The sequence below is a fragment of the Nocardia sp. NBC_01499 genome, assembly GCF_045040275.1.
In the GTDB taxonomy this organism is placed as follows: Bacteria; Actinomycetota; Actinomycetes; order Mycobacteriales; family Mycobacteriaceae; genus Nocardia.
In genome coordinates, this window is the sequence record NZ_CP109426.1 from 5,849,098 (window position 1) to 5,871,760 (window position 22,663).

Consider the following 22,663-nt stretch of genomic DNA (forward strand, 5'->3'; position numbering starts at 1 on the left):
CCACCCGGAAACCGGACGCGCCGAGCTACTCCCGATCGCGCCGCCGAAGCAGTTCGTTGACGCTGACGGTGCGCCCATCCCCGCCGTGATGGCGACCCTCGTCCGGCTTGCCGGAGCGGCGGGAGGAACGGAGCCCGGCCATCCAGTCCTCGATGCTGTTGCGGTTCGGGTCACCGGCATCGGTCGAGTCGGTCGGCGCCGCGGCCGTCGGTTCGGGGGCGGCGTGATGAGTGGGCGGCTCGGCCGGGGCGGGCGGATCCTGTCGCGGCGCGATGAATTCCGTGTACGCGGGTGGATCCAACGGTGCCAATGACGGTGTCGGCTGCGTCGGCTCGAACTTGGCCTCGGGACGTCTGCCGTCCGCCGGCGGCGCGGGCGACTCGAACGCCGAGAACGCGGACCCCGGAGCCGCTTCGGGCCGAGCGGCACCGGTATTCGTCGCGGGCGGACCGGGGCGCGGCCCGGTGGGATCGTGCGGGATCGTCGGGAAAGGTATGGGCGGCTGCGCGTTCGGGCCCGCCCAGGTGACCGAGGGACCTGCCGGGCGCGGCATGTTCGGGTCCGATACGAAAGGACCTGCCGGGCGCGGCATGTTCGGGTCGGACACGAAAGGACCTGCCGGGCGCGGCATATTCGGGTCGGACACGAACCCCGACGGAGGTGTCGGCCGCTGCCGAGTCGGATCGAGCGGCGCCGGTGCTGGAGTCGGCGGCGGCTTGGGTGCGGCGGGCGGAATCTTGTCGAGATGCCGGGTAGGCGCCTCGGCTTCGATCTCCTCCACCGTGCGCGGGCGGCGCGGCTTGCGCGGGCGATTGCCGTCGTTGATGGCGGGAATCTGCATGGTGACCGGGTCGGTGATGGGGGTCGTCTTGACCAGGTCGACGACCTCACCGCCGCCGGGACGTTCGTCGTCGAGGATGGGCTCGCCGAGCCCGATCTTCTGCTGGATCTTCTTCATCCAGGCCGGTGCCCACCAGCAGTCGTCGCCGAGCAGCTTCATCGTCGCGGGGACGAGCAGCATGCGCAGAATGGTCGCGTCGATGAACAGCGCGGCGATCATGCCGTAGGCGAGGTACTGCATCATCACCAGATCCGAGAACGCGAACGCACCGGTGACCACGAGCAGGATGAGCGCGGCCGCGGTGATGATGCGGCCGGTCTGCGCGGTGCCGATGCGGACCGCCTCGGTCGTCGAGGCGCCCTGCGTGCGCGCCTCCACCATCCGGGACAGCAGGAAGACCTCGTAGTCGGTCGACAGACCGTAGATCACCGCGATGATCAACACCAGCACCGGCGACATGATCGGCTGCGGTGTGAAGTTCAGCAGCCCGGCACCGTGCCCGTCGACGAAGATCCACGTCAAAATGCCGAGCGTGGAACCCAATCCGAGCGCGCTCATCAGCGCGGCCTTGATCGGCAGCACCAGCGAGCCGAAGGTAAGGAACATCAGCAGCGTGGTGACGAGCAGGACAAGCCCGATCATCCACGGCATCCGGTGCAGCAGCGCGTCGATGCTGTCCTTCTGGATGACCGGCTGTCCGCCGACGTACATGGTCACGCCGTCGGGCACGTCGATCGAGCGCAGATAGTCGATGGTCGGGTCGGCGTCCTCGGAGTCGGCGAGGGTCGCACTGGTGCGATAGACCTGGTTGTTGGTGGTGGAGCGGGATGGCACGTCGAAGGTGCCGTTGAGTCCGGGCGCCTGCTTGGCCTCGGCCCATGCCTTGCCGACGTCGTTGCTGTTGTTCGAGACGAACACCAGCTGGATCGGATCGGATTTACGCAACGGGAAGATCGAGTCGAACTTCGCCTGCGCGAGCCGGGTCGTGTTGTCCGGCGGCAGATATCGCTCGTTGATGCCGCCGAACGCCAGGTTCTTGACCGGAATGATCAACAGCAGCAGCAGGATGCAGATCGGGATCGCGATCTTGAGCGGATGCTGCATCACCCAGCGGGTGGATTTGCCCCAGAAACCGTTCTCGACCTCGTCGGCGGTCTTGGTCTTGCGGAACCGCTTGAGCCCGAACATATCCACCCGAGGCCCGAGCACGCCGAGCATCGCGGGCAGGATGGTGATCGAGGTGAGCGCCGCCAGCGAGACCGTGGCGATGGACCCGTAGGCGATCGATTTCAGGAAGCCCTGCGGGAACAGCAGCATGCCGCCGAGGCTGGCGATGATCATCGTCGCGGAGAACACGACGGTGCGGCCCGCAGTCATCACCGACCGGCGTACCGCGGCGGGCGTGCTGTAGCCCTCGGCGAGTTCCTCACGGAATCGGCTCACGATGAACAGGCCGTAGTCGATCGCAAGACCGAGACCGATCATCGAGACAACCGGCGCGACGAACGAATTGACCTCGGTGAATCTGGTGATGAACAGCACGATGCCCTGCGCGCCGATCACGGTGAGGCCACCGACGATCAGCGGCAGCCCGGCCGCGACCAGACCGCCGAAGATGAAGAACAGCAACACCGCGACGGCGGGGATGGCCAGGATCTCCATCCGATGCTGGTCCTCGGCCATGGTGTCGTTCAGCGTGCCAGCCACCGCCTGCAACCCGGCGACCTGCACGTCGACCCCCGGAATGGTGAAGACGTCCTTCACCTTCCGGAAGTTGTTCAACATCTCGGTGTCGTTGTCGCCCTTGATGGCGATCGACGCGAAGGTGTACTTCTTGTCCTTCGAACCGAAGGTCAGCGGTGACGCCTGGCCGGTGTCGGTCGGCCAGTAGGCGCCGTTGATCTTGCTGATCTGCGGGTAGTCGCGCGGCAGGCTGTTGAGACTGTCGACGACCTTCTGCTTGAAGTCCGGATCATCGATCGTCTTACCGTCGGGCGCGGTGTACAGCACGATGACGTCGCTGTTGTGGTCGCGCCCGAAGGAGGCGTCGGCGATCCGCGCACCCTGTGAGGATTCCGACGTCGGATCGTCCCACCCGCTGGAGCTGAGGTGGTCTCCCAAACCGAGGCCGTATCCGCCGAGCGCCAACAGCGCGGCCGCGACGATACCGATGACGCCGAAGCGCAGCTTGTAGACCAGATCGCCCCAGCGTGTGAACACTTAAGCGACTCCTTGCGCTGGGCGAGAGGTGAGCAGCGCCGTGAGCGGCCGGAACGGCTGCAGCCAGGCGCCCTCGTCGGGCAGCGAGTCGAGGCTGACCCTGGGCAGCGGTTCACGGAACACGCCCGGGATATCCTCGAGATCGATGAATTCGAGAGTATCGGATGTGACGGCCCAACTCGCGTGCTCGCGGAAGCCGAGTACCTGACACGGTATTCCGCTGGCGGCGAGTTCCTCGAGCGGTTCACGAAACGCCTGGCCGTCGGCCGAGGCGACCATGATGCCCGCTAATCCGGCACCGCGGCTGCGCAGTTCGATGTGCGCGAGCATGTCGGCGTCGACATCGGAGTCTTCGTCGATCTTGGGCTTGGCGAACACCGCGTAACCGACGTTGCGCAGCGCCTCGACCCACGGCCGCACCACATCCGCGGTGCCTGGCGCGATATTGGTGAAGACGGTCGCTTCCGGTTCGACCCGGTGCACGTTGCCGACCGACAGCTCGGCCGTGCGGGCAAGCAGCCAGCGGCCGAGCGCGTCGAACCGGGGTCGGTAGGCCGCGGTCGGTCGTCCGCCGAGGATGGCGCCGAGACCCATGTCGAGGTTCGGGGCGTCCCACACAAGCAGGACCCGGCGCACGTCCGGCGTTGCGCCACCCAGACCTTCCGATCCGGTTCCCTGCACCTCCCCGGCAACATCGACCACCTCGTGCGCCATCTCAGAGACACTCATAATTGAATCTTCCCCCATATGAGCTCTGTAATGGCGCTACCGGCACGATGTGCCTTGCCTTCGAATTTCGTGACGGGCCTTTCGAAACCGATCGGGGCACTGTCCCTGTGCTCCGCGCTGACTCCGCCCGCGGCTTCGTTAAGGCCTGTGAGCAGCGGTTCTTCCGCGCCTACCGCGGCAATGTGTTCCGCATAGTCCGCGTGGTCCGTGGCGACATGCAACACACCGCCCGGTTTTAGTCGATTGGCGATCAAAGCGAATGTCGCTGGCTGCAGCAGGCGTCGTTTGTGATGACGCGCCTTCGGCCACGGGTCGGGAAAGAAAACCCGGACGCCGGTTAGCGACTCAGCAGCAATCATATTTTCCAGCACGTCGACGGCGTCGCCGCGCAGCAGCCGGATGTTGTCGATCCGTTCGCGTTCGATGCGCTGCACCAGTTGTGCGAGGCCGGGCCGGTAGACCTCGATGCCGATCAGGTTCAGGTGTGGTTCGGCCTGTGCCATCGCCGCGGTGGCGGTGCCGGTGCCGCAGCCGATTTCGACGACGAGCGGCGCGTCGCGGCCGAACCAGGCGGCGGCGTCCAGCGGTTCGTCGGTGGCCTCGCCGCCGATCACCGGCCACATCCTTGCCCACGATTGCTGTTGTGTCGCGGTCAGCGCGCCACGGCGGGACCGGAAGCTGGTTACGCGCGGGTACAGGCGCGAGCCGGTGTTGTTCCTTGGCTCGCGCGCACGGGGATGGTCGGCGGCGGAGCCGACGGGGTGGGTGAGCTCAGGGGGACAGTCGGCAGCGGAGCCGACGGGGTGGGTTGGCTCAGTCGGGGCCGCACCTGTAGACGGCGAGCCCGGAACTGACTCGGCAGTATGGTTCGCGGCGTCGTTCACGGCGTCCATTGTCCAGCATCGGAGGAGTGGTGCGGCAATCGACTGTGTCTTGTCGTCCAGGGGGAGGTCAGGCGGCGCGTGCGCGGGCCATCGTCGGCTCCGGCGCGCGCTCCTGCCGCAGCGGGCGGCCGAGCGCGACCTTGGCGGCGGTCACCATCATCTCGTACAGGCCGCGTGCTCCGGTCAGCGATGCGGCGACCGACCACACGGTGCGGTCGCCCGCGTCGCTCACCGGTTGCCCGGCCAGCCGGTCGGCGAGCCATTCGAGGCTGATCGGCGTGGCAAGCGGCAGCAGCGAGAAGTGCTCGCTGAGCCGGTCGCGCACATAGGTGACGTGCGCGCCGCCGCGCCGGTAGCGCTCGACCTGGCCGTCGATGCCGTCCAGATGGATGACCTGGTCGTGGATCGGCTGCACCACAAGCAGCGGGCAGGTCGGCGTCGAATTGCCAAGGCGCAGATCGTCGAACATGGCCTGGAACTCCGGCGTCGCGATCACCTCGTCGAGCGGACGGCTCAGATAGTCGTCCATTCGCTTGTTGGCCAGGCCGAAGATGGCGCCGAACGGTGTCGCGGTCTCCGCGCGGGCAACGAAACGGCGGCCGTCGAGGGTGAGTTCGTTCTGCAGCATGGCGCCGAGCACCGGATACAGCCTGCGCAGGGCCGCGATCACGATGGCGGGCAGGCCCGCGTAGCTGGTGCCGTTCAAACGGGCGAAGACCTGGCCTGGATCGCCGACCGGCGCGCCGAGCACCGCGCCGACGATGTCGAGTTCCGGCGCGTAGGTCGGCGCCATCTCGACCATCCAGGCACTGGCCATGCCGCCACCGGAGTAGCCCCACACCGCGATCGGCGTGTGCGGGCCGAGGCCGAGCGGGGCGAACCGCTGCGCCGCGCGCACACCGTCGAGCGCGCGATAGCCGGGTTCGCGTGGCGCGCCGAAGTTTCCGCGCGGCCCCTCGTGATCGGCGATGCTCACGGCCCAGCCGCGGCGCAGCGCGTTCGCGACGAGCAGCCATTCGAACTGGGTGACCGAGCCGAGCGCGCGGGCACCGTAGCGCAATGCGTACGAAGGCGAGCATTTCTCGGTGACCGCGTCCATCGCGGTTTGAAAGGCCAATAGCGGCCGGTCTTCTCGCGGGTCGGCGTCGAGCGGCAGCAGCACCGTGGTGATCGCCGCCTCCGGCGTGCCGTGCATATCGCAGCTGCGATAGAGCAGTTGCCAGGCCGAGACCTGCTGCGGCACAACACCGAACAGCGCGAGCTCGATCTTGCGGCTGCGCAGGATGGTGCCAGGCGGCTTGGCCGCGAAGCCCGTGGGCGGCCGGTGGAACGGGTCGTTACTCGGCAGCAGCGGTTTCCCGTCCGCTAAAACGGGCTCCGTATCGGCAGTGCCGATGACATCGGCTGTCATCGCGACCTCCTCGTCGGTGCGGCCTCGCGCGTTCGCGCTCGCAAGCGCTTATCGAGGTCGGTGCGCCGCCTTCGAAAACCGAAGTTGCGCACCAACTATGGCGCCGACCACTTGATTGCAGGGTAAATGACCAGCGCCGGGTCTGGGAAGCCCGGTCGGCCATGGCCCGCCGCACTAGACTGCGCGGCATGGGCAGACCGTCAGTGTTCATCACCGGTGCCGCGGCCGGAATCGGCCGGGCGACGGCCCTGCTTTTCGCTGCCCAGGGGTACCACGTCGGTGCCTACGACATCGATGAAGTCGGGCTGACCAGGCTCGCGGCCGATGTCACCGGCCAGGGTGGCAGCGTGCACACCGGCGTGCTCGATGTGAGGAACGCCACCCAGTGGGCCGAGCGGCTCGCCGAATTCCACGCGGACGCCGGGCAGCTCGACATTCTGATCAACAACGCTGGCATTCTGCGCGCCGGCCCGTTCGAAGCCATCGACCTGTCCGCCCATCAGACGATCATCGACGTCAACCTCGGCGGCGTGCTCACCGGAACGCACACCGCGTTCAGCTACCTGCGCGACACCCCTGGCGCCCAGGTGGTGAACCTGTGCTCGGCCTCGGCGATCTACGGCCAGCCCGAACTCGCCAGCTACGGCGCGAGCAAGGCCGCGGTCAAAAGCCTCACCGAGGCATTGGATCTCGAATGGGAGCGGCACGACATTCGGGTGATCGCGATCTGGCCGCTGTTCGTGGACACCGCGATGGTCGAGGGTGTGGAAACCGGTACGACGAAGTCGCTCGGTGTGCGGCTCACCGCCGAGGACGTCGCGGCGGGCATCTGGGACGCCACCCGCAAGCGCGGCAGGCTACCCAAGGTGCACTACGAGATCGGCGCGCAGGCAAAGGTCCTGGCGGCCGCCGCCAAATACGCGCCGAACTGGGCTGTGCGCACCGTGAACAAATACTTCAGTGGTACGTGAGTGGTCGCCGCCTCCTTTTCCGCGTCTTCTGCAAGAATTGCGCACCGTAAAGGGGGTGCAACATGCCGACAGCCACCGAGCCCGACGGGCCGATGCGCGAACGCGGGGTGCCAGCGCACGAGCACGACCAGCTCGACCGGCTTCTCGCCGACCTGCGGTTCGGCACGGGGCGGGACAAGCAGGTCGGCTATGCGGCGATCGCCGCCGTCAGTGCCTGGCGCACGCCGCCGCGCATCCAGGTGATGGGCCGCGCGCACGCGGGCCGGACGACGGTGCTGCACGCGCTCGCGCTGATGTCCGCCGTGGAGACGGGGCCGGTCGATGAGCCGGACATGCCCGATCCGGAACTCGACGCCGACATCGTCATATATGTGTTGTCCGCCGCGCCGTCGCCCGCGGACCGCCGCGTGCTCGCCACGTTGCCACCGGAGCGCACCATCGTGGTGTTGAACAAGGCCGACGCGATCGGCGCGCGCTGGGGCGACGCGGTCGCCGCCGCCGACCAGTACGGCAGGGAGGTCGGCGTCGCCGTGCTTCCGGTGGTCGCCTCGCTCGCCATGCGGACAAGGGCGGGCGCGATGACCGACGTCGACCTGGCCGCGTTGCGCAGGCTGGCCGCGAATGCCGATGCCGCGCTGACGCTTTCGCCGGACCTGTTCGTCGCGCCCGGCCCGGACCTGGCCGATCGGGAACAACTGCTGCAGCGCTGGGACCTCTACGGCGTCACCTGCGCGCTCGCCGCGCTGCGGCACGATCCGGAGCTCGCCCCGCAGACCTTGCTGCAAATCCTGCACGCCGCAAGCGGAATCGACGCTCTGCACCGCCTGCTGCACCGCCGCTACGAGCAGGTCTCCGCGCTGCGCGGCGGCGAACTCCTCGACGAACTGACCCGGCTCGCCGCGAGGGCGGTGCCCAAGGAAGGCAGCACGGCCCGAGACATCTTGGAGACGTACCTCTTCGGCGACGACGCCCGCTGGCTCGGCCTGTGCGCTGGCCTTGCCCACCCCTCGGTCGCGCACCTCGCGGCGGGCTATCCGGCCCCCGCTCCGGCCGACGCCGACGACGCCATGGCCCGTGCCGCCCGCTGGCGCGCCGTCGTCTCCAGCGATATGCCACCCACCGCGCGCCGTGCCGCGCTGCGCGTGCACAACGGCTACATCCGACTATGGGAACGGATGAGCAGTGCCGGGCTCTGAGCCCCCGCCCGTCCCGCCACTTGGCGCCGACGGACAAGCCACCGCCACCGGCCCGGCCGCCGCTCCCGATCAACCAATGCCCTCGGCCACCACCCCGGACGTCGACCCGGCCACGACGGCGCGGGACGCTGGCGCACCGGACACCAACTCGGCAGGAAGCGCGGCGATCAGCGCCGTGCCGGGCGCTGATTCTTCGGATAACGCCGACCGACCGCTCGACGACCGATCGGCCGCCACGGCGCGGGGCATTGCCGGACCGGGTGCTGATTCGGCGGGCTCGGCGCGGGGCACTGTTGCGCCGGGCGCCGATTCGGCAGGCAACACCGAGCAGCCGCGCGACGACCGACCGCTCGATTTGCCCGTCGACTCGACTGAGGCGCCTGACGACGCCTTTCGCCCCGACGCACCACCGCCAGAGGTGGAAGCCGTTGTGGCGCGGTGGAATCCGCAGGGAATAGCGTTGCTGCGCGCGGTGCAGGGCACGGGCGTCGCCGGTGCGGTGACATTGATCGGCCCCGCCGATGCCAACACCACGTTGTTGCGCACCGAACTGGCCCGGTTCGAACCGCGCATCACCCTCGCCGACCCGGTGGCCGATGCGAACGCGGCGGTGGAGACCACGTCGCCGTCGGCCACCGCACCGTCGCCGGTCGCGCTGATCCTGTTGGACGCTGGCACCACGATCGGCGCCGACACCTTGCGCATCGTGCACCGCCTCCGCTCGGACGGCACCCGCATCCTGCTCGCCATGAACGGCATTCACGCCTACCAGGATTGGCGCTCGGTGCGGGCGCGCGACCTGGAACTGCTTGCCGCACAGGGCGCGGCCGAACTGGACATCGTGCCGGTCTCGGCGCGGCTCGCGGCGGCGGCGCGCACCGCTGGCGACGCGGGCCTGATGGACCGGTCCGGTCTCGGCGGGCTGCACGCGGCATTGACCGCAGCCGCGGTCGGCGCGGAGGCCGAGGGCGGCGGCAGGCTCGCGTCGGTGACCGCGCGCGTGCTCGCCGATACCAGGCAGCGGGTCGTCGAGCAGGTGACCGCGCTGCATTCCGGCGCCGAGACGGCGAGACTGCGCGAGGAGCGCGCCGTGCTGCTCGCCGGGCGCGACGGCGGCCGGGCCACCGCCATGTCCACCCTGCGCGGCCAGCTGCACCTGGCGAGGGTCGACCTGATGACCGAGGTCGGCGCCCGGATCAGGGCGCTGCACACCGCGACCCGCGCCGACCTCGACCGCATGCGCCGCAGCGAGCTCGGCGGCTACCCCGAGCGGTTGCAGCACGCCGCCACCGAACTGACCGGCGCGGTCGACCTCGCCATCGACCAGCGACTCGCTGAACTGACCGCACACATCGACGGCGCCGCCGCGCCGGGACATGCCATGCCGGCGCGCCGCCGCGACCCCGCGCCCCGGGTCGGCCCCGACCCCGATCCTCGGCACCGTGGTGTCGAAGATCACCTCATGATCGCGCTCGGCGCGTCGGCCGGTGTCGGCCTCGGCAGGCTGTTGGTTTCGCCACTTTCGCTGGTACCGGCGCTGGATTTCGCGAGCGTTCCGGTGACCCTGCTGCTCGGTGCCGGCGCGGCGGGCTGGGTGGTGCGGGCCCGCGGCCAGCTCGCCGACCGCGCGCACGTGCGCCAGTGGGTCTCCGACGCGCTGATCAATGTAAAAGCCCAGCTCGAGCAGCGGGTCGCAACCGCGCTCGTGGAAACCGAGACCGCGTTGGCCGATCGGGTCGTGCAGGTGAGCGCGACCCGTATGGTGGAGACCGATCGCCGTGTTGCCGAACTCGAGTCCCGTTTACGACGCATGGTTGCCGAACAACCCGGCCAGCTCGCGGCGTGCGAACGGGATATCGCGATCCTCGATCGTTGGATCACGGGTTGATCAACTCTTAAGAATGGGTACATAGTGACGAACCCGATTCCGTACCGGTCGTCACAGAGCGTTAACCTCTAAACAGGAACTTGGGCGTCCGCTAAGTCCTCGTCCGCCGTCCAGCCGGGGCGCGCTTTCGACTGGTCGTAGCGGGTGCCTTCCCGCCAATGGTGGCGCTCGGTGTGTTCGCGCTGGTCAAAAGGGCCGTACGCTAGCGACTGCTTGCAGGTCGCTCGAAAGGGCCAGACCAGGCGGCGACGCACCGCAGGGACCGCCCATCTCAGGAGAGTTTTCATGACCTCAGCGACCATTCCTGGTCTTCGTGGATCCGACGGTAAACCGCCGACCGAGCACAGCGAACTACTCGCCTGGGTACAGGAAGTCGCCGAACTCACTCAGCCAGAGCGCGTGGTCTGGGCCGACGGTTCCGATGAAGAATGGGACCGCCTGACCGCTCAGCTCGTCGAGGCGGGTACGTTCAAGCAGCTCGATCCGAGGAAGAAGCCGAATTCGTTCCTCGCGCTCTCCGATCCGTCCGACGTGGCCCGGGTGGAGTCGCGCACCTACATCTGTTCCAAGAGCGAAGCCGACGCAGGCCCGACCAACAACTGGGTCGACCCCGCCGAGATGCGCGCCACCATGACCGAGCTGTACCGCGGCTCGATGAAGGGCCGCACCCTGTACGTGGTGCCGTTCTGCATGGGCCCGCTCGGTGCCGAGGACCCCAAGCTCGGCGTGGAGATCACCGACTCCGAATACGTCGTCGTCTCGATGCGTGTGATGACCAGGATGGGCAAGGCCGCGCTGGAGAAGCTCGGCACCGACCGCCCGTTCGTGAAGGCGCTGCACTCGGTCGGCGCGCCGCTGGCCGACGGCCAGGCCGACGTGCCGTGGCCGTGCAACGACACCAAGTACATCACCCACTTCCCGGAGGACCGCGAGATCTGGAGCTACGGCTCCGGCTACGGCGGCAACGCGCTGCTCGGTAAGAAGTGCTACTCGCTGCGCATCGCCTCTGCCATGGCCCACGACGAGGGCTGGCTGGCCGAGCACATGCTGATCCTCAAGCTGATCTCCCCCGAGGACAAGGCCTACTACATCGCCGCCGCGTTCCCGAGCGCCTGCGGCAAGACCAACCTCGCGATGATCCAGCCGACCGTGCCAGGCTGGCGCGCCGAAACCCTCGGTGACGACATCGCCTGGATGCGCTTCGGCAAGGACGGCCAGCTCTACGCCGTGAACCCGGAGTACGGCTTCTTCGGCGTCGCGCCGGGCACCAACCACAGCTCCAACCCCAACGCCATGGCCACCATGGAGGCGGGCAACACCGTCTACACCAACGTCGCGCTGACCGACAACAACGACGTGTGGTGGGAGGGGCTGGAAGGCGAGCCCGATCATCTGATCGATTGGAAGGGCAACGACTGGTTCCTGCGGGAGACCGAAACCCTTGCCGCCCACCCGAATTCGCGTTACTGCACGCCGATGTCGCAGTGCCCAACGCTGGCTCCGGAGTGGGACGACCCGCAGGGCGTGCCGATTTCGGCGATCCTGTTCGGTGGCCGCCGCAAGACCACCATCCCGCTGGTCACCGAGTCCTTCGACTGGCAGCACGGCGTTTTCATGGGCGCCACCCTGTCCTCGGAGCAGACCGCCGCGGCCGAGGGCAAGGTCGGCACCGTGCGGCGCGACCCGATGGCGATGATCCCGTTCATGGGCTACCACGTCGGTGACTACCTGAACCACTGGATCAACCTCGGCAAGAACGCCGACGCCACCAAGCTGCCGAAGATCTTCTACGTCAACTGGTTCCGTCGCGGCGCCGACGGCCGCTTCCTGTGGCCCGGTTTCGGTGAGAACTCCCGCGTGCTGGAGTGGATCGTCGGCCGCGTCGAGGGTTCGGCCGAGGCCACCGCCACCGCGGTCGGCAACGTCCCCGTCGCCGCCAACCTCGACCTCGACGGTCTCAAGGTCGACCCCGACGACGTCGACGAGGCCCTCAAGGTCGATGCCGCCGAGTGGCGCAAGGAGATCCCGCTGATCGAGGAATGGTTCGAATTCGTCGGCGACAAGCTCCCTTCGGGCGTCCGCGACGAGTTCGAGGCACTGAAAGAACGCCTCGGCTGATCCCCCGCCAAACGCCAACCGCCCGCACCGTCACCGACGATGCGGGCGGTTTCCTTTGCGCCACAACCCTTTTCGCCCCCACACTCCGCCGAACCACACCCGCCCGAATAACGATGCCACCCAACCTTTCCCACCCCCCCTGTTTGACCAGCCACCCACCGGCTATACGAGCCGTGTGCCTACACAACCTCGGGCACTGGCGAGTGGCACATGATGGAGAGGGCTCCCGGCATCAGCCGCAACATGTGCCACTCGCTGTATAAGCGGTTTCGCTTGTCCGGCAACCATTTCCATATCTGCGGTTGAGCACGCTCGCTGAGCGGTGCGCTGAGGGCGGCACTCTGCCGATCAGCCTGATAGGTCGCCTCGCCGCATACGATCCACGACAGCGTCGGTGCCGAGCTCGTGCCTGGCTTCGGGATGCTGCCAGTAGAACCGAACGGCATACAGCAATAGTGCAGGATCGATACCGAGTACCCATGCGTGAAGATCCATATTTTGCTCGAAGTAGCCGTGCTGCATGCGGTCGATCACGCTCTTGCCGATGTCGACGCTGATCCGTGCATCCCGCGCTGGATTTATTCGAACAGCAAGCGAGTTGTTAATTATGCACGGCGAAACTACACCCACATCATTCCACGGAATAAACCTTACGGTGGAGCCAAGGGACTGAGAGACGCCCTGTTCGCTTAGAACGACAAAGCCGCGGCGGCTCTTTCCTGATGAGAGATACCAGATTATCGACGCGGCCAGGATAATGGCAACAACTATGAGTGCGATACCGCCTACATCTATACTGAAACGTCCCGAGTCATTTCCCTCCGACGATTGTGTGACGAAAATAATTCCGCGGAGGACAAGGAACCCTATGCCAACTATCAGCCAAATCAGAAGAACGGGTTTCCAAGAAGATAGGTACGGTATACGGAGACCAGTTCGGTTCCTATCCGAATAAGCTGCAGAAATATCCCGAGGGAGGCTCTTTCGTCGTACCCGTAGATGGGGTGCGAGTATCGCAATAAAGGTCAGGGCTGCTAACCCGCCTGCAACGCCATAAGTAGCTCTGAGCCAGTTACCACTCGTAGCGAAATCTATGGTGTACGGCACGGAAATTGCGGCGCCAATGCAGAAAACAATCAGGGCGAATATCAGCTTATTGGCTGGCCTCTGCTTGCCCCACTCATTCGGCCAGGCAAGTAGTGGAGATTCGACCCTGGTGTTGTTTCCGGACAACTGAACGTCTCCTGCCTATGCCTGAGAAACTACTTGAATGGTTGCTCGGCGCCGTACGCTCCTGCTGAGCCAAGTAAGAGCCCACCGAGAGCCGCGCCAACTCCGGCGCAGAAGGCGGCCCCGATCGGGCCGGTCGGCGCACAGGCCAACGCGCCACCGTAGGCACCCGCGGCTGCTCCGGCCCAGCCGCCGGCAATACCTCCGGCAGCGTTTGCGATCGCTTCGTCTCCGGGTTTGCCGTGGTGCGCCCAGTCATCCCAGTTAACATACGCATTGACACCTACCAATGCGGGCCAACCGGCAAGCTTTGCATCAGACTTCATGACATTGGCTAGAGCGTAGTCACTCTTTGCGATCGTGGCGGAATCGATCGCATCGACGAATGCCCTTCCCGCGCCAGGCGCTCCTGAGTCGAGCGTCTGAAGTGCTCGAATTTGGTTTACGGTTGAATCCCCGGTCGCTTTGGCCGCCTGCTGTGCCATCGATTCGCCACCGCGCGAACCCCATTCGCCGACGGCGCTGGCTCCGGCACCTATCTGGGTGGCTATCGGGTGGTCTTGAAAAGTGCTCTGAGTGGAATCAGCAAAGCCATTCCACTGTGTTCCCGACCAGGATTTGACATTATCCCATATCGATTCTTTTGGTGCTCCCGGTGTCGCCTGGTTCGGATCGTATTGGAGTATTGAGCCATCCTGAAATTTGGTCACCACGCGACCATCGGCAAGTTGCGCTGTCTGCGCTGTCCGACCATCCGGATATGTGGTGCTGATAGTGCCGTCCTGGGTCATAACCGAGCGCATTCCAGCAGAATTCGACGTACCAGCAAGATGTGGCTGGCCGTCCGGTCCCGGAACATACTGCTCGAAGGACCGGAATCCGTCCGGTCGCTGCCATTGGCGGTCGATGACACCATTCTGGCCATACATGTCCGTTGTTGTCCCGCCGTTCTGCGGGTAAGAATCCGATATCTTGGCACCACGCGAACCGTCCGCGTTGGCAGCATAGGTAGCCATCCTGCCATTTCCCTCCGGCACCTTCTGAAATTGCTGTTGCCTGCCATCTGGTCCCGTGACCGTGGTGTCGATAATCCCGGAACCATCTGGCCGCGTCTTGGTCACCGTCGTAGTCGGCGGGCCGTCACCGGTCGTCGAGGTGGTGACGGTCGAACCGTCCGGCCCCTGCACCGACTGGGCGACCGTGACGGTGCGGTCCGGGTTGGGTGTGATCGTTGTGGTCTTTCCGTCCGGGGTCGTAGTTGTCGACGGAATCCCGTTTTCGATGAGAAGCGCGGTCGTGAGCGGGTTCCCGTTACCGTCCAGACCAGCCGTGGTGCCTAATGTTTGTCCCGGTACGAGCCCGATGGTTCGGAGCGCCTTCGACGGTGCTTCATGCAGTACCAGGTTGCTCAAGTCGGACTTAGCGGCTGTGAGCTTCGCCTGTAGACCGCTCGCGACGCCCTTCGCGTGCTGCAATGCCTCCAGCATTTCGAGCGTGTCGCGCCCCGCTTCGGCCATGACCGAGAAGCCAGCGGCCATTGCCTCGCTACGGTCACCACCCGCCGCACTGATCTGCTTCACTTTCTCGTTCGCGGTCACGATGCCACGATCATCGACCTCGAAACCCGCGTCGACAAAGTTGTTTCGCTTGGTCAGCACGAAGTTCTTCGCGTCCTGGAGTTGGGTCTGGCCGGCGGTGAGCACTTCCTTGATGCTGTCGATTTTGCCCGAGACGTGGCTGCCTGCGGTCTTCTCGTTCACTACCCGTCTCGCGGCGGCGTCGGCACCGGCACCGTTCCACGACTCGGCTAGGTCGTCCTGCTCGATCAGCATCGACTGCATGAGGCCGTCCAGCTTGGTGACCAGCCTGCCCAGCGCCGCTGTGTCGAGACCAAGATCCTCGGGCTTCCATCCGTCGACCTCGGAAATCCGCAGCCCAGGCTCGGTCACTGCAGGCCTCTCATCGCTTGCAACCGCGCCGCGAAGTCGTCATCGGTGATCTCGTACTTGTCACCGATCCCATGAGCTATCTCCGACATTTCGGCTTGGCGTGCCGACAGGCTGTTCAGCGCCGTCTTGATCGCGTCCCGCGTGTCGTTGAGCGTTTCCGCCAACTGGGTGCCGGGAAACTCGGCACCGTGTCCGAGGGTGACGTCATCGGCCATCTGCTTGATGTCCCCCGACAACCCATCCAGCCACTTCGCCCACGCTCGCAGCGCGTCCGGGGCAACTTTGAACGACATGGCGATCCCCCTGTTCACAACACCGCCCGGTGCGCTCGGGCGCCTGAGAAACTGCCCCGATCGTACACACCGGCCGCCACCATCGACCGAACTCGAGGGTTGGTGACCCTGGGTGCGGACGGTTTGTTCGGAGCCACGAACCATGAATAGCCGACATCGGAAGAATACGATGAAGGTGAATGCGACTTGGCTTTCGACTTCGAAGACAGCTGAGGCTTCCCAGAATGGCAGGTCTCGCAGAGGGTTCTGTATTTCTCGGAGGCGCGTATCTGCGCGAATACAACCGCCGCGTCACACTCGAACCCGCACAGGCCAGGCACCACATCAGCAACAGCATGGGCAGCCCCTGAGGCGGAATCCGGCTGGGCGATGCGGCGAGACAGCGCTTCGTCCATGACGGATCATCATTCGGGCTTATGGCGTGTTTCCCGCCGTCAGGGCCTGAAGTTGTGGTGCTATTAGTAATGGACGGTGTGTTCAGGTCGCGAACACCCAATGTTTGCCGAGACTCGGTATGGGGTAGTTGCCCGGTGTGCGAGGTTTGCGCACAAGTGGCTTATGCTTGCCGTGTTCTTGGTCTCATGACCTACCGGTCCGATTGCTAACCGTTAACTGATCGACTGAACTACTTCCCTATCGACATCGGGTCTCCGCGGCGCTCGCGGCGACCGATGAGATCGACGCGCGAGAGGTGGTTAGAGCATGACCGATCTGGAGACCGGGGCGTCCATCGCGCCCCTGGTTGCCGGTTTCGAACTGGCGACCGCTAGCACCCCGCTGCGCCGCGCCGCCGGGCGTTTGCAGGCCGTCCTGCCCCCGGGCTGGCGCGTCGAGATCGTCGACGCGCCGAGCCTCACGGGCCGACACAGTGAGCCCGTGCTGCGGGTGGTTATGCCGACCGACTGATCAGCCTGCCCAGCCCATGGGCATGAGCAGCGACTTCTGTTCGCAGAACGAGTCGAGACCCTCCGGGCCGTTTTCGCGCCCGAGTCCGGAGTTCTTGTAGCCGCCGAACGGCGAGCTTGGATCGAACGCGTACCAGTTGATCGCGTATGTCCCGGTCCGCACCCGGCCGGCGATCTCGGCGCCGTGCTCCACATCCGCGGTCCACACCGACCCGGCCAGGCCGTACACCGAGTCGTTGGCGATGGCAACGGCCTCGTCCTCGGTCTCGTACGGGATCACCGACAGCACCGGGCCGAAGATCTCCTCCTGGGCGATGGTCGACTTGTTGTCCACGTCGGCGAAGATCGTCGGCTCGACGAACCAGCCGCGATCCAGGCCCTCGGGGCGGCCGCCGCCGAGCACGACGCGCGCACCCTCTTCCTTGCCCTTGGCGATATAGCCCTCGACCCGCTCGCGCTGGCGCTCCGAAATCAGCGGGCCCAGTTGCACTGTCGGGTCGTTGGGGTCGCCGACCTTCATCGTCTTCACGTGTTCGACCAGCGCGTCGAGGATTTCGTCGTATCGGCCGCGCGGCGCGAGGATTCGGGTCTGCGCGACACAGCCCTGCCCGCTGTTCATCAAACCGGAGAACGCGAGCACCGGAATTCCCGCGATGTCCATGTCCGGCAACAGGATTGCCGCCGACTTGCCGCCGAGCTCGAGCGAGACACTCTTGAGCTGCCCGGTGGCGATCGCGCCGATCTTCTTGCCGACGGCGGTGCTGCCGGTGAAGGTGACCTTGTCGACGCCGGGGTGCGAGACGAGGTATTCGGCGGCCTCGGCCTCGGCAGGCAGCACCGAGAGCACGCCATCGGGCAGGCCGGCCTCGGTGAAGATATCGGCGAGCATGTTCGCCGTAATCGGTGTCAGCGGAGCGGGTTTGAGCACAACGGTGCAGCCGGCGAGCAACGAGGGTGCGAGCTTGTTGGCGGCGAGGAACAGCGGCACGTTCCACGCGGTGACGGCCGCGACGACGCCGCGCGGTTCCCTGCTGACGCGCGAGGTGCCGAACAGGCCGGTGCGAGTTTCGTTCCAGGGGAACGACTTCGCGAGCCCGGCGTACGCGTCGAGCGCGGCGACCGCGGGAATCTGGTTGAGCGTCATCGCGATCATCTGCGGTGCGCCCATTTCCGCGGTGAGCGCGGCGAGCAGATCGGCCGAGCGCTCCTCGATGAGCCGCGCGGCGCGGGTGAGTACCTGAGCCCGCTCTTCCGGCGGGGTCGACGGCCACGGGCCGTGATCGAAGGCGTGTCTTGCCGCGGCGACCGCGGCGTCGACGTCGGCGCGAGCCACCGCGGGGACGCTGCCCACCGACTCGACCGTGGCCGGCGAGATGACCTGGACACGCTCGGCGGTGGCTGGCGCGGTCCAGCGGCCGCCGATGAACAAGCTGTCGTAATGCATGAGAACACGTTACAGTTTTGCCACCGAGTTGTCTGTAACATGTTTCAGTTTTAGGTCCGGGCAGTCCCGCTGAGCAGGACCAATCCCAACCTGTCGGTTCGCTTTTCGTAGAACGCACTATTGCGTTCTGTTGCTGGAAAGAGGATGCTGTAGCTACTGATCAGCTCGCTCGATTCCTGAACCGATACCACATTTGGGGAGCCTGAGTCATGGCGGTGCAAGTGGTCGATCGATCGTTGATGACAAGCGATCAGACCGAGCATCAAGCGAAGAGTGTTGGTGCCGGTGGCTGGGTTGTCTCCTTCCTGCCCGGCCGGACGTTGACCATCGAGCAAGCCACCGCCGCCATGCAGGCAGCCGAGGCCGTCGCCGTGGTCGGGATGCTGGCCGATCAGGTCGGATTGACCACGTTGGAAACCGTCGGACTTGCCATCCAGGAGTCGCCGTGGACGCGGCCGCTACACGAGCCGTGCGGCAGGCGCACCTGGCGTCGCGGCTGGCTCGAGCGCTAGAGCTACTTCTTGGTAGCCACCACGACGAGATTGCTCACCAGTAACTCTCGCACCATCGGGATGCGAACCAGCCACCATGCCCAGCGCGGGTGATACCGCGGAAAGACCGTCCGCACATCGGCGGAAGTGCCCGCCGCCCAACGCAACCCGTCCGACGCGCGTACCGCGAACAAGGACTCGCCGAACCTGTTCTTCGGTTCCTTACCGAGCTTGCGGCGATACCGGCGCGCGGCGTACTCGCCACCGAGGTAATGCCACGGCCCGGTCTCGTGCCCGCCGAACGGACCGTGCCACACCGTGTACGACAACACGATCAGCCCGCCCGGCCTGGTCACCCGCACCATCTCGTCCGCCATCAGCCACGGCTTGGCCACGTGCTCGGCGACATTCGACGAGAAGCAGATATCCACCGCGTCATCGCGGAACGGCAACGCCATCCCCGACCCGCGCACCGCACCCGCCACCGAAAGCCCGGCCGCGTGCATCTCCGACGGATCCGGCTCGACCGGGATATACCGCGCACCCGTTTTGACGAACTCGTCGGCGAAATAACCCGGGCCGCCCCCGACATCCAGGATCGTCGCCCCCGCCAAGTCAGCGCCCGTGACATCTGTGTAGAAATCACCGATCATCGCCGCACTGTCCTCGGCCAGACCGCCATAGAACACCGCGGGATCGGACTGCTCGAACCGGAAGCTGCCGAGCAATCGCAGCGACCGGCGCAACGTCGCCCGGCGCGCGAACCGGGGCGCGCGCGATCGCACACCATCAGCGGGCGACTTTTCGGCTTTCAACACGGCGCCGAGTCTCGCATAACGGCGGGGAGCCGGGACAATGCGCCTGCGGGCGGGTCGGTACCCAGCTTCCCCCGCGGGGCTCGGGTTAGGGTGTAGCGCGATATCCGATGTCCTGACCGGGACCACCTGACCGAGAGAAGCTCGACCGTGCGCGAAGTCCTCCTGCTGTGCTGGCGTGACACCGGGCACCCGCAGGGCGGCGGCAGCGAACGATACCTCGAACAGGTCGGCGCGCAGCTCGCCGCACGCGGGGTCAAGGTCACCCTGCGCACGGCCCGCTACCCGGGGGCGCCGAAACGCGAACACCTCGACGGCATCGACATCAGCCGGGCGGGCGGGCGCTTCTCCGTATATCCGCGGGCACTGGCCGCGCTGGCATTAGGCAGGCTCGGCCTCGGACCGTTGCGCGGTCTGCGACCAGACGCGGTGATCGACACTCAAAACGGCATCCCGTTCTTCGCGACGACCGCCACCGCAGCGCCCGCCGTCGTGCTGGTGCACCACGGGCATCGGGAACAGTGGCCGGTCGCCGGACGGCTGGTCGGCCGGATCGGCTGGTGGATCGAATCGCGGCTCTCGCCACGGGTGCATCGACGCAACCAATACTTGACGGTCTCGCTGCCCTCGGCCGAAGAACTGGCCACCCTCGGCGTCGAACAGTCCCGGATCGCGGTGGTGCGCAATGGCGCCGAACCGGTTCCCGCCGACGCGCCGACCGGCGCCGCCGAAACGCGCAGCCCGAACCCCCGCATCGTGGTGCTGTCGCGCCTGGTGCCGCACAAGCAGATCGAGGACGCGCTCGCGGTGGTGGCGCGACTGCGCACCCGAATCCCCGGACTGCACCTCGACGTGATCGGCGACGGCTGGTGGGCCGACAACCTGAAGGCCGACGCGCAGACCCTCGACATCGCCGACGCCGTCACCTTCCACGGCCACGTCGACGAACGCCGCAAACACGAATTGCTTTCCCGCGCTTGGGTGCACGTGCTGCCCTCACGCAAGGAGGGCTGGGGCCTCGCGGTCATCGAGGCCGCGCAGCACGGCGTGCCGACCATCGGCTACCGCAGCTCGCGCGGGCTCACCGACTCCATCGTCGACGGCGTCACCGGCCTGCTTGTCGATGACGTCGCCCAATTGGCCGACGCGGTAGGCGAACTGCTCGACGATCGCGCCGCGCGTGCCGTCATGGGGGAGAAAGCGCGTTCCCGGGCGCGGGAATTCTCTTGGGAGCAAACCGGAAACGGCGTGTACGACGTGTTGGCCGCTGTCGCCCGCGGTGAGCACACCTCCGGGCTGATCGCTCCGCGCGCCGACCGCTGAATAACGCCGTCTCGCTGAACGTCACTGCTTGCGGCCTGCCCGGGGCGTTATGGCTGCGATGAGCAGGCCGCCGACGAGCAGGATTGCCCAGAGTGCATGGGCCGCAACAACAAAGGTCCGATTGATCGATGACCTGTCGCGCAGGTGGATGGCGCCGGGAACTCGGTACAGCGCCAGGTCATCGTCGCTGAACACTTGATCGAGTTGTGCGAGAGTGGTTTTCGATTCGCCGAGCGGTCCGGGCGTGCTGCGCTCGACGAGCACCAAGCCGACACCGTGCGCGGCCAATTCCTGAGCCGAACCACCGTGCAGCAGTAGGGTTTCCACCTCGCGGGCGCGGGTGCCTTCGCCGGATACGGTGCGGCCGCGCACCGGGAGTTCGCCGGTTTGCAGCACGTCGCTCGGCAGCATGCGTGGTGCGGGGTCGAGGACGGGGGACTTGCCGCTGTATCGGAACTTTCGGAACATCCCGCCCGGCAATACCGCGACATCGCCGGGGCCGTCCACCCGCTCGGCGATCTGCTGCCAGCCTGCGGGGTAGTGCACAGGCCGCATGGCGCCGCTGACACCCCACGCGAGATCGAGCAGCGGCAATATCAGCAGAGCGATGAAAATCGTTGCGACCGAACGCGACACAGCTGGGGATAGATTCGCCAAGGGGGCACTGGCGAGCGACGTGTGGTGTGTATCGGAACCATTCCCTTGTCCCGCGCGCTGTGGATCGTCGACCGTTGTCGAGAATCGCCTGGCGAGAACCCCGCAACCCGCGGCGGCACACAGCGCGTACGCGGGCATCGCCAGCGCCACATACTTCTGCGTGTCCCGCAGCAAGCCCGCGCCGGGCACATGGGCGACGAGCCACTCCAGCACGTGCATGCCCCACGGCGTAGCGCCGAGTGCGGGCAGCAGAACGGCGAGTGCCGCGAGCACGACGAGCGCGCGGCGGGCATATCGACTGTCCCGGTCGCCGCCGATGACGACCGCGCGCAGACCCGTCGCGACGATCACGAGCAGCAGCCCCGTCCCGATCAACGCGAGAAGTGTTGTGCGCGAATCCGGTACCGCGTCGCCATTCCAGATACCACCGAGCCCGGCCAGACTGCCCAGCGTGCCGAGACCGGGCTCGGCCCGCGCGGCGAACGCCGCGATGCCCACCGGATCGGACGGTTCGCTGGCCACCCCGGACAAAGCCGTGGCGGTCAACCACGGCGCCGACGCGGCGATCAGCAGCGCGAGCACGCCGAGGAAACGCCGCCGCCCCGCCAGCGACAACGCGGTGACACCGGCGAGCAGCGCACCGGTCGGCGTAAGCCCCGCCGCGGCAAGGCATCCCGCCGAACCCGCCCAGGCGCTCGCGGTATCACGCCATCCGGCATCGCGAGCTGCGGTCCGAATCCGATACGCGGCCAAGGCAACCCAGGGCAGCGCGGCATATCCGGCGAGAAGACTCCAGTGACCCTGCAACAGACGTTCGGCGACATACGGATTCCACAGCGCCACCGTGGTGGCAACCAGCTGTGCACCGACCGACGCCCCCACCAGCTCGCGCGCCAGCACCGCCGCCCCATACCCCGCCGCCCACAGCGCGACGAGCAGAATCGCCTTGACGATCAGCCCGCCATCGATGACCGGCGACAGCACCGCGAGCAGCGCGTCCTGCGGCACGGCCCGAGGCGCGGCGTCACCAAGCCCCAGCGCCGAATCGGTGAGATAGGACCGCGGCGTACTCACCGCATCCCGCAGCAACAGGTACCCGGACCCGACCAGCGGACCAACAATGAGCAGCGCAAGTACCGCGCTGTACCCGGCAGGGACAAACCTCACCCACCGCCCGCGTCGCTCCCGCCCGCTCGCACTCACGCCTGTGCACCCTACGGTCCGTTCCCTTCACCAAGATCCACAGACCCCATAGGCAGTGCAGACCTTGTGAGACGTGTCGACGCTCTGTGGACCTG

The 22,663-nt window shown here is 66.6% G+C and carries 18 protein-coding genes; 8 read left to right on the top strand and 10 right to left on the bottom strand.

Going from position 1 to position 22,663, the window contains the following annotated elements:
* Positions 1–25 precede the first annotated feature (25 nt).
* Genes OG203_RS26765 through OG203_RS26780 form a run of 4 tightly spaced genes read right to left on the bottom strand, consistent with a single transcriptional unit; the run spans position 26 to position 6,085 of the window.
* Complete coding sequence (locus OG203_RS26765) at positions 26–3,061, bottom strand: MMPL family transporter (RefSeq protein WP_405160018.1); 3,036 nt, start codon at positions 3,059–3,061, stop codon at positions 26–28.
* A complete protein-coding gene (locus OG203_RS26770) occupies positions 3,062–3,790 on the bottom strand; it encodes an NYN domain-containing protein (RefSeq protein ID WP_405160019.1) in 729 nt (242 codons plus the stop codon).
* Positions 3,787–4,683: a tRNA (guanosine(46)-N7)-methyltransferase TrmB gene (trmB, locus tag OG203_RS26775; RefSeq protein ID WP_405160020.1), complete on the bottom strand. Its 897-nt coding sequence runs from the start codon at positions 4,681–4,683 to the stop codon at positions 3,787–3,789. Before trmB ends, OG203_RS26770 begins: the two co-directional genes overlap by 4 nt.
* Before the next feature lie 58 nt (positions 4,684–4,741).
* On the bottom strand, positions 4,742–6,085 hold the full coding sequence (locus OG203_RS26780) for a lipase family protein (RefSeq protein ID WP_405160021.1): 1,344 nt from the start codon (positions 6,083–6,085) through the stop codon (positions 4,742–4,744).
* A 188-nt stretch (positions 6,086–6,273) separates the two neighbouring features.
* On the opposite strand from OG203_RS26780, the gene OG203_RS26785 reads away from it, so the two are divergent.
* From OG203_RS26785 to OG203_RS26800, 4 genes are all read left to right on the top strand, one after another.
* Positions 6,274–7,056 carry an SDR family oxidoreductase gene (locus OG203_RS26785; RefSeq protein ID WP_405160022.1) on the top strand — a complete coding sequence of 261 codons (783 nt, stop codon included), beginning with the start codon at positions 6,274–6,276 and terminating at the stop codon, positions 7,054–7,056.
* 62 nt (positions 7,057–7,118) lie between these two features.
* Entirely contained in the window at positions 7,119–8,252 is a 1,134-nt protein-coding gene (locus tag OG203_RS26790) for a hypothetical protein (protein WP_405160023.1), read from the top strand.
* Positions 8,239–10,140 carry a hypothetical protein gene (locus tag OG203_RS26795; protein WP_405160024.1) on the top strand — a complete coding sequence of 634 codons (1,902 nt, stop codon included), beginning with the start codon at positions 8,239–8,241 and terminating at the stop codon, positions 10,138–10,140. Before OG203_RS26790 ends, OG203_RS26795 begins: the two co-directional genes overlap by 14 nt.
* Before the next feature lie 285 nt (positions 10,141–10,425).
* Positions 10,426–12,258 (top strand): phosphoenolpyruvate carboxykinase (GTP), encoded by a 1,833-nt coding sequence (locus tag OG203_RS26800; RefSeq protein WP_405160025.1) that lies wholly within the window; start codon positions 10,426–10,428, stop codon positions 12,256–12,258.
* A gap of 348 nt (positions 12,259–12,606) precedes the next feature.
* Here the strand turns inward: OG203_RS26800 and OG203_RS26805 are convergent, their stop codons facing one another.
* The 3 genes from OG203_RS26805 to OG203_RS26815 are packed head-to-tail and all read right to left on the bottom strand — an operon-like array spanning position 12,607 to position 15,730.
* On the bottom strand, positions 12,607–13,491 hold the full coding sequence (locus OG203_RS26805; protein WP_405160026.1) for a hypothetical protein: 885 nt from the start codon (positions 13,489–13,491) through the stop codon (positions 12,607–12,609).
* A 29-nt stretch (positions 13,492–13,520) separates the two neighbouring features.
* The gene (locus OG203_RS26810; RefSeq protein WP_405160027.1) at positions 13,521–15,437 is read right to left on the bottom strand and encodes a hypothetical protein; all 1,917 of its coding nucleotides are present in this window, start codon (positions 15,435–15,437) and stop codon (positions 13,521–13,523) included.
* Positions 15,434–15,730: a hypothetical protein gene (locus OG203_RS26815; RefSeq protein WP_405160028.1), complete on the bottom strand. Its 297-nt coding sequence runs from the start codon at positions 15,728–15,730 to the stop codon at positions 15,434–15,436. The genes OG203_RS26810 and OG203_RS26815 overlap by 4 nt, the downstream gene beginning before the upstream one ends.
* 224 nt (positions 15,731–15,954) lie before the next feature.
* On the opposite strand from OG203_RS26815, the gene OG203_RS26820 reads away from it, so the two are divergent.
* Together OG203_RS26820 and OG203_RS26825 are read left to right on the top strand one after the other, a co-directional pair.
* Positions 15,955–16,080, top strand: a complete 126-nt coding sequence (locus OG203_RS26820) for a hypothetical protein (RefSeq protein WP_405160029.1) — start codon at positions 15,955–15,957, stop codon at positions 16,078–16,080.
* Positions 16,081–16,432: 352 nt separating this feature from the next.
* On the top strand, positions 16,433–16,636 hold the full coding sequence (locus tag OG203_RS26825; protein ID WP_107653296.1) for a hypothetical protein: 204 nt from the start codon (positions 16,433–16,435) through the stop codon (positions 16,634–16,636).
* Here the strand turns inward: OG203_RS26825 and OG203_RS26830 are convergent, their stop codons facing one another.
* Positions 16,637–18,079, bottom strand: a complete 1,443-nt coding sequence (locus OG203_RS26830) for an aldehyde dehydrogenase (protein ID WP_405160030.1) — start codon at positions 18,077–18,079, stop codon at positions 16,637–16,639.
* Between the two features lie 209 nt (positions 18,080–18,288).
* On the opposite strand from OG203_RS26830, the gene OG203_RS26835 reads away from it, so the two are divergent.
* Positions 18,289–18,591: a hypothetical protein gene (locus OG203_RS26835; protein WP_405160031.1), complete on the top strand. Its 303-nt coding sequence runs from the start codon at positions 18,289–18,291 to the stop codon at positions 18,589–18,591.
* Between the two features lie 2 nt (positions 18,592–18,593).
* Here OG203_RS26835 and OG203_RS26840 read toward each other — a convergent pair whose 3' ends face one another.
* The gene (locus OG203_RS26840; protein ID WP_405160032.1) at positions 18,594–19,388 is read right to left on the bottom strand and encodes a class I SAM-dependent methyltransferase; all 795 of its coding nucleotides are present in this window, start codon (positions 19,386–19,388) and stop codon (positions 18,594–18,596) included.
* A gap of 147 nt (positions 19,389–19,535) precedes the next feature.
* Between OG203_RS26840 and OG203_RS26845 the strand changes: the two genes are divergently transcribed.
* Positions 19,536–20,708 (top strand): glycosyltransferase family 4 protein, encoded by a 1,173-nt coding sequence (locus OG203_RS26845; protein WP_405160033.1) that lies wholly within the window; start codon positions 19,536–19,538, stop codon positions 20,706–20,708.
* Positions 20,709–20,729: 21 nt separating this feature from the next.
* Here the strand turns inward: OG203_RS26845 and OG203_RS26850 are convergent, their stop codons facing one another.
* Positions 20,730–22,532 (bottom strand): hypothetical protein, encoded by a 1,803-nt coding sequence (locus OG203_RS26850; protein WP_405160034.1) that lies wholly within the window; start codon positions 22,530–22,532, stop codon positions 20,730–20,732.
* Between the last annotated feature and the right edge of the window lie 131 nt (positions 22,533–22,663).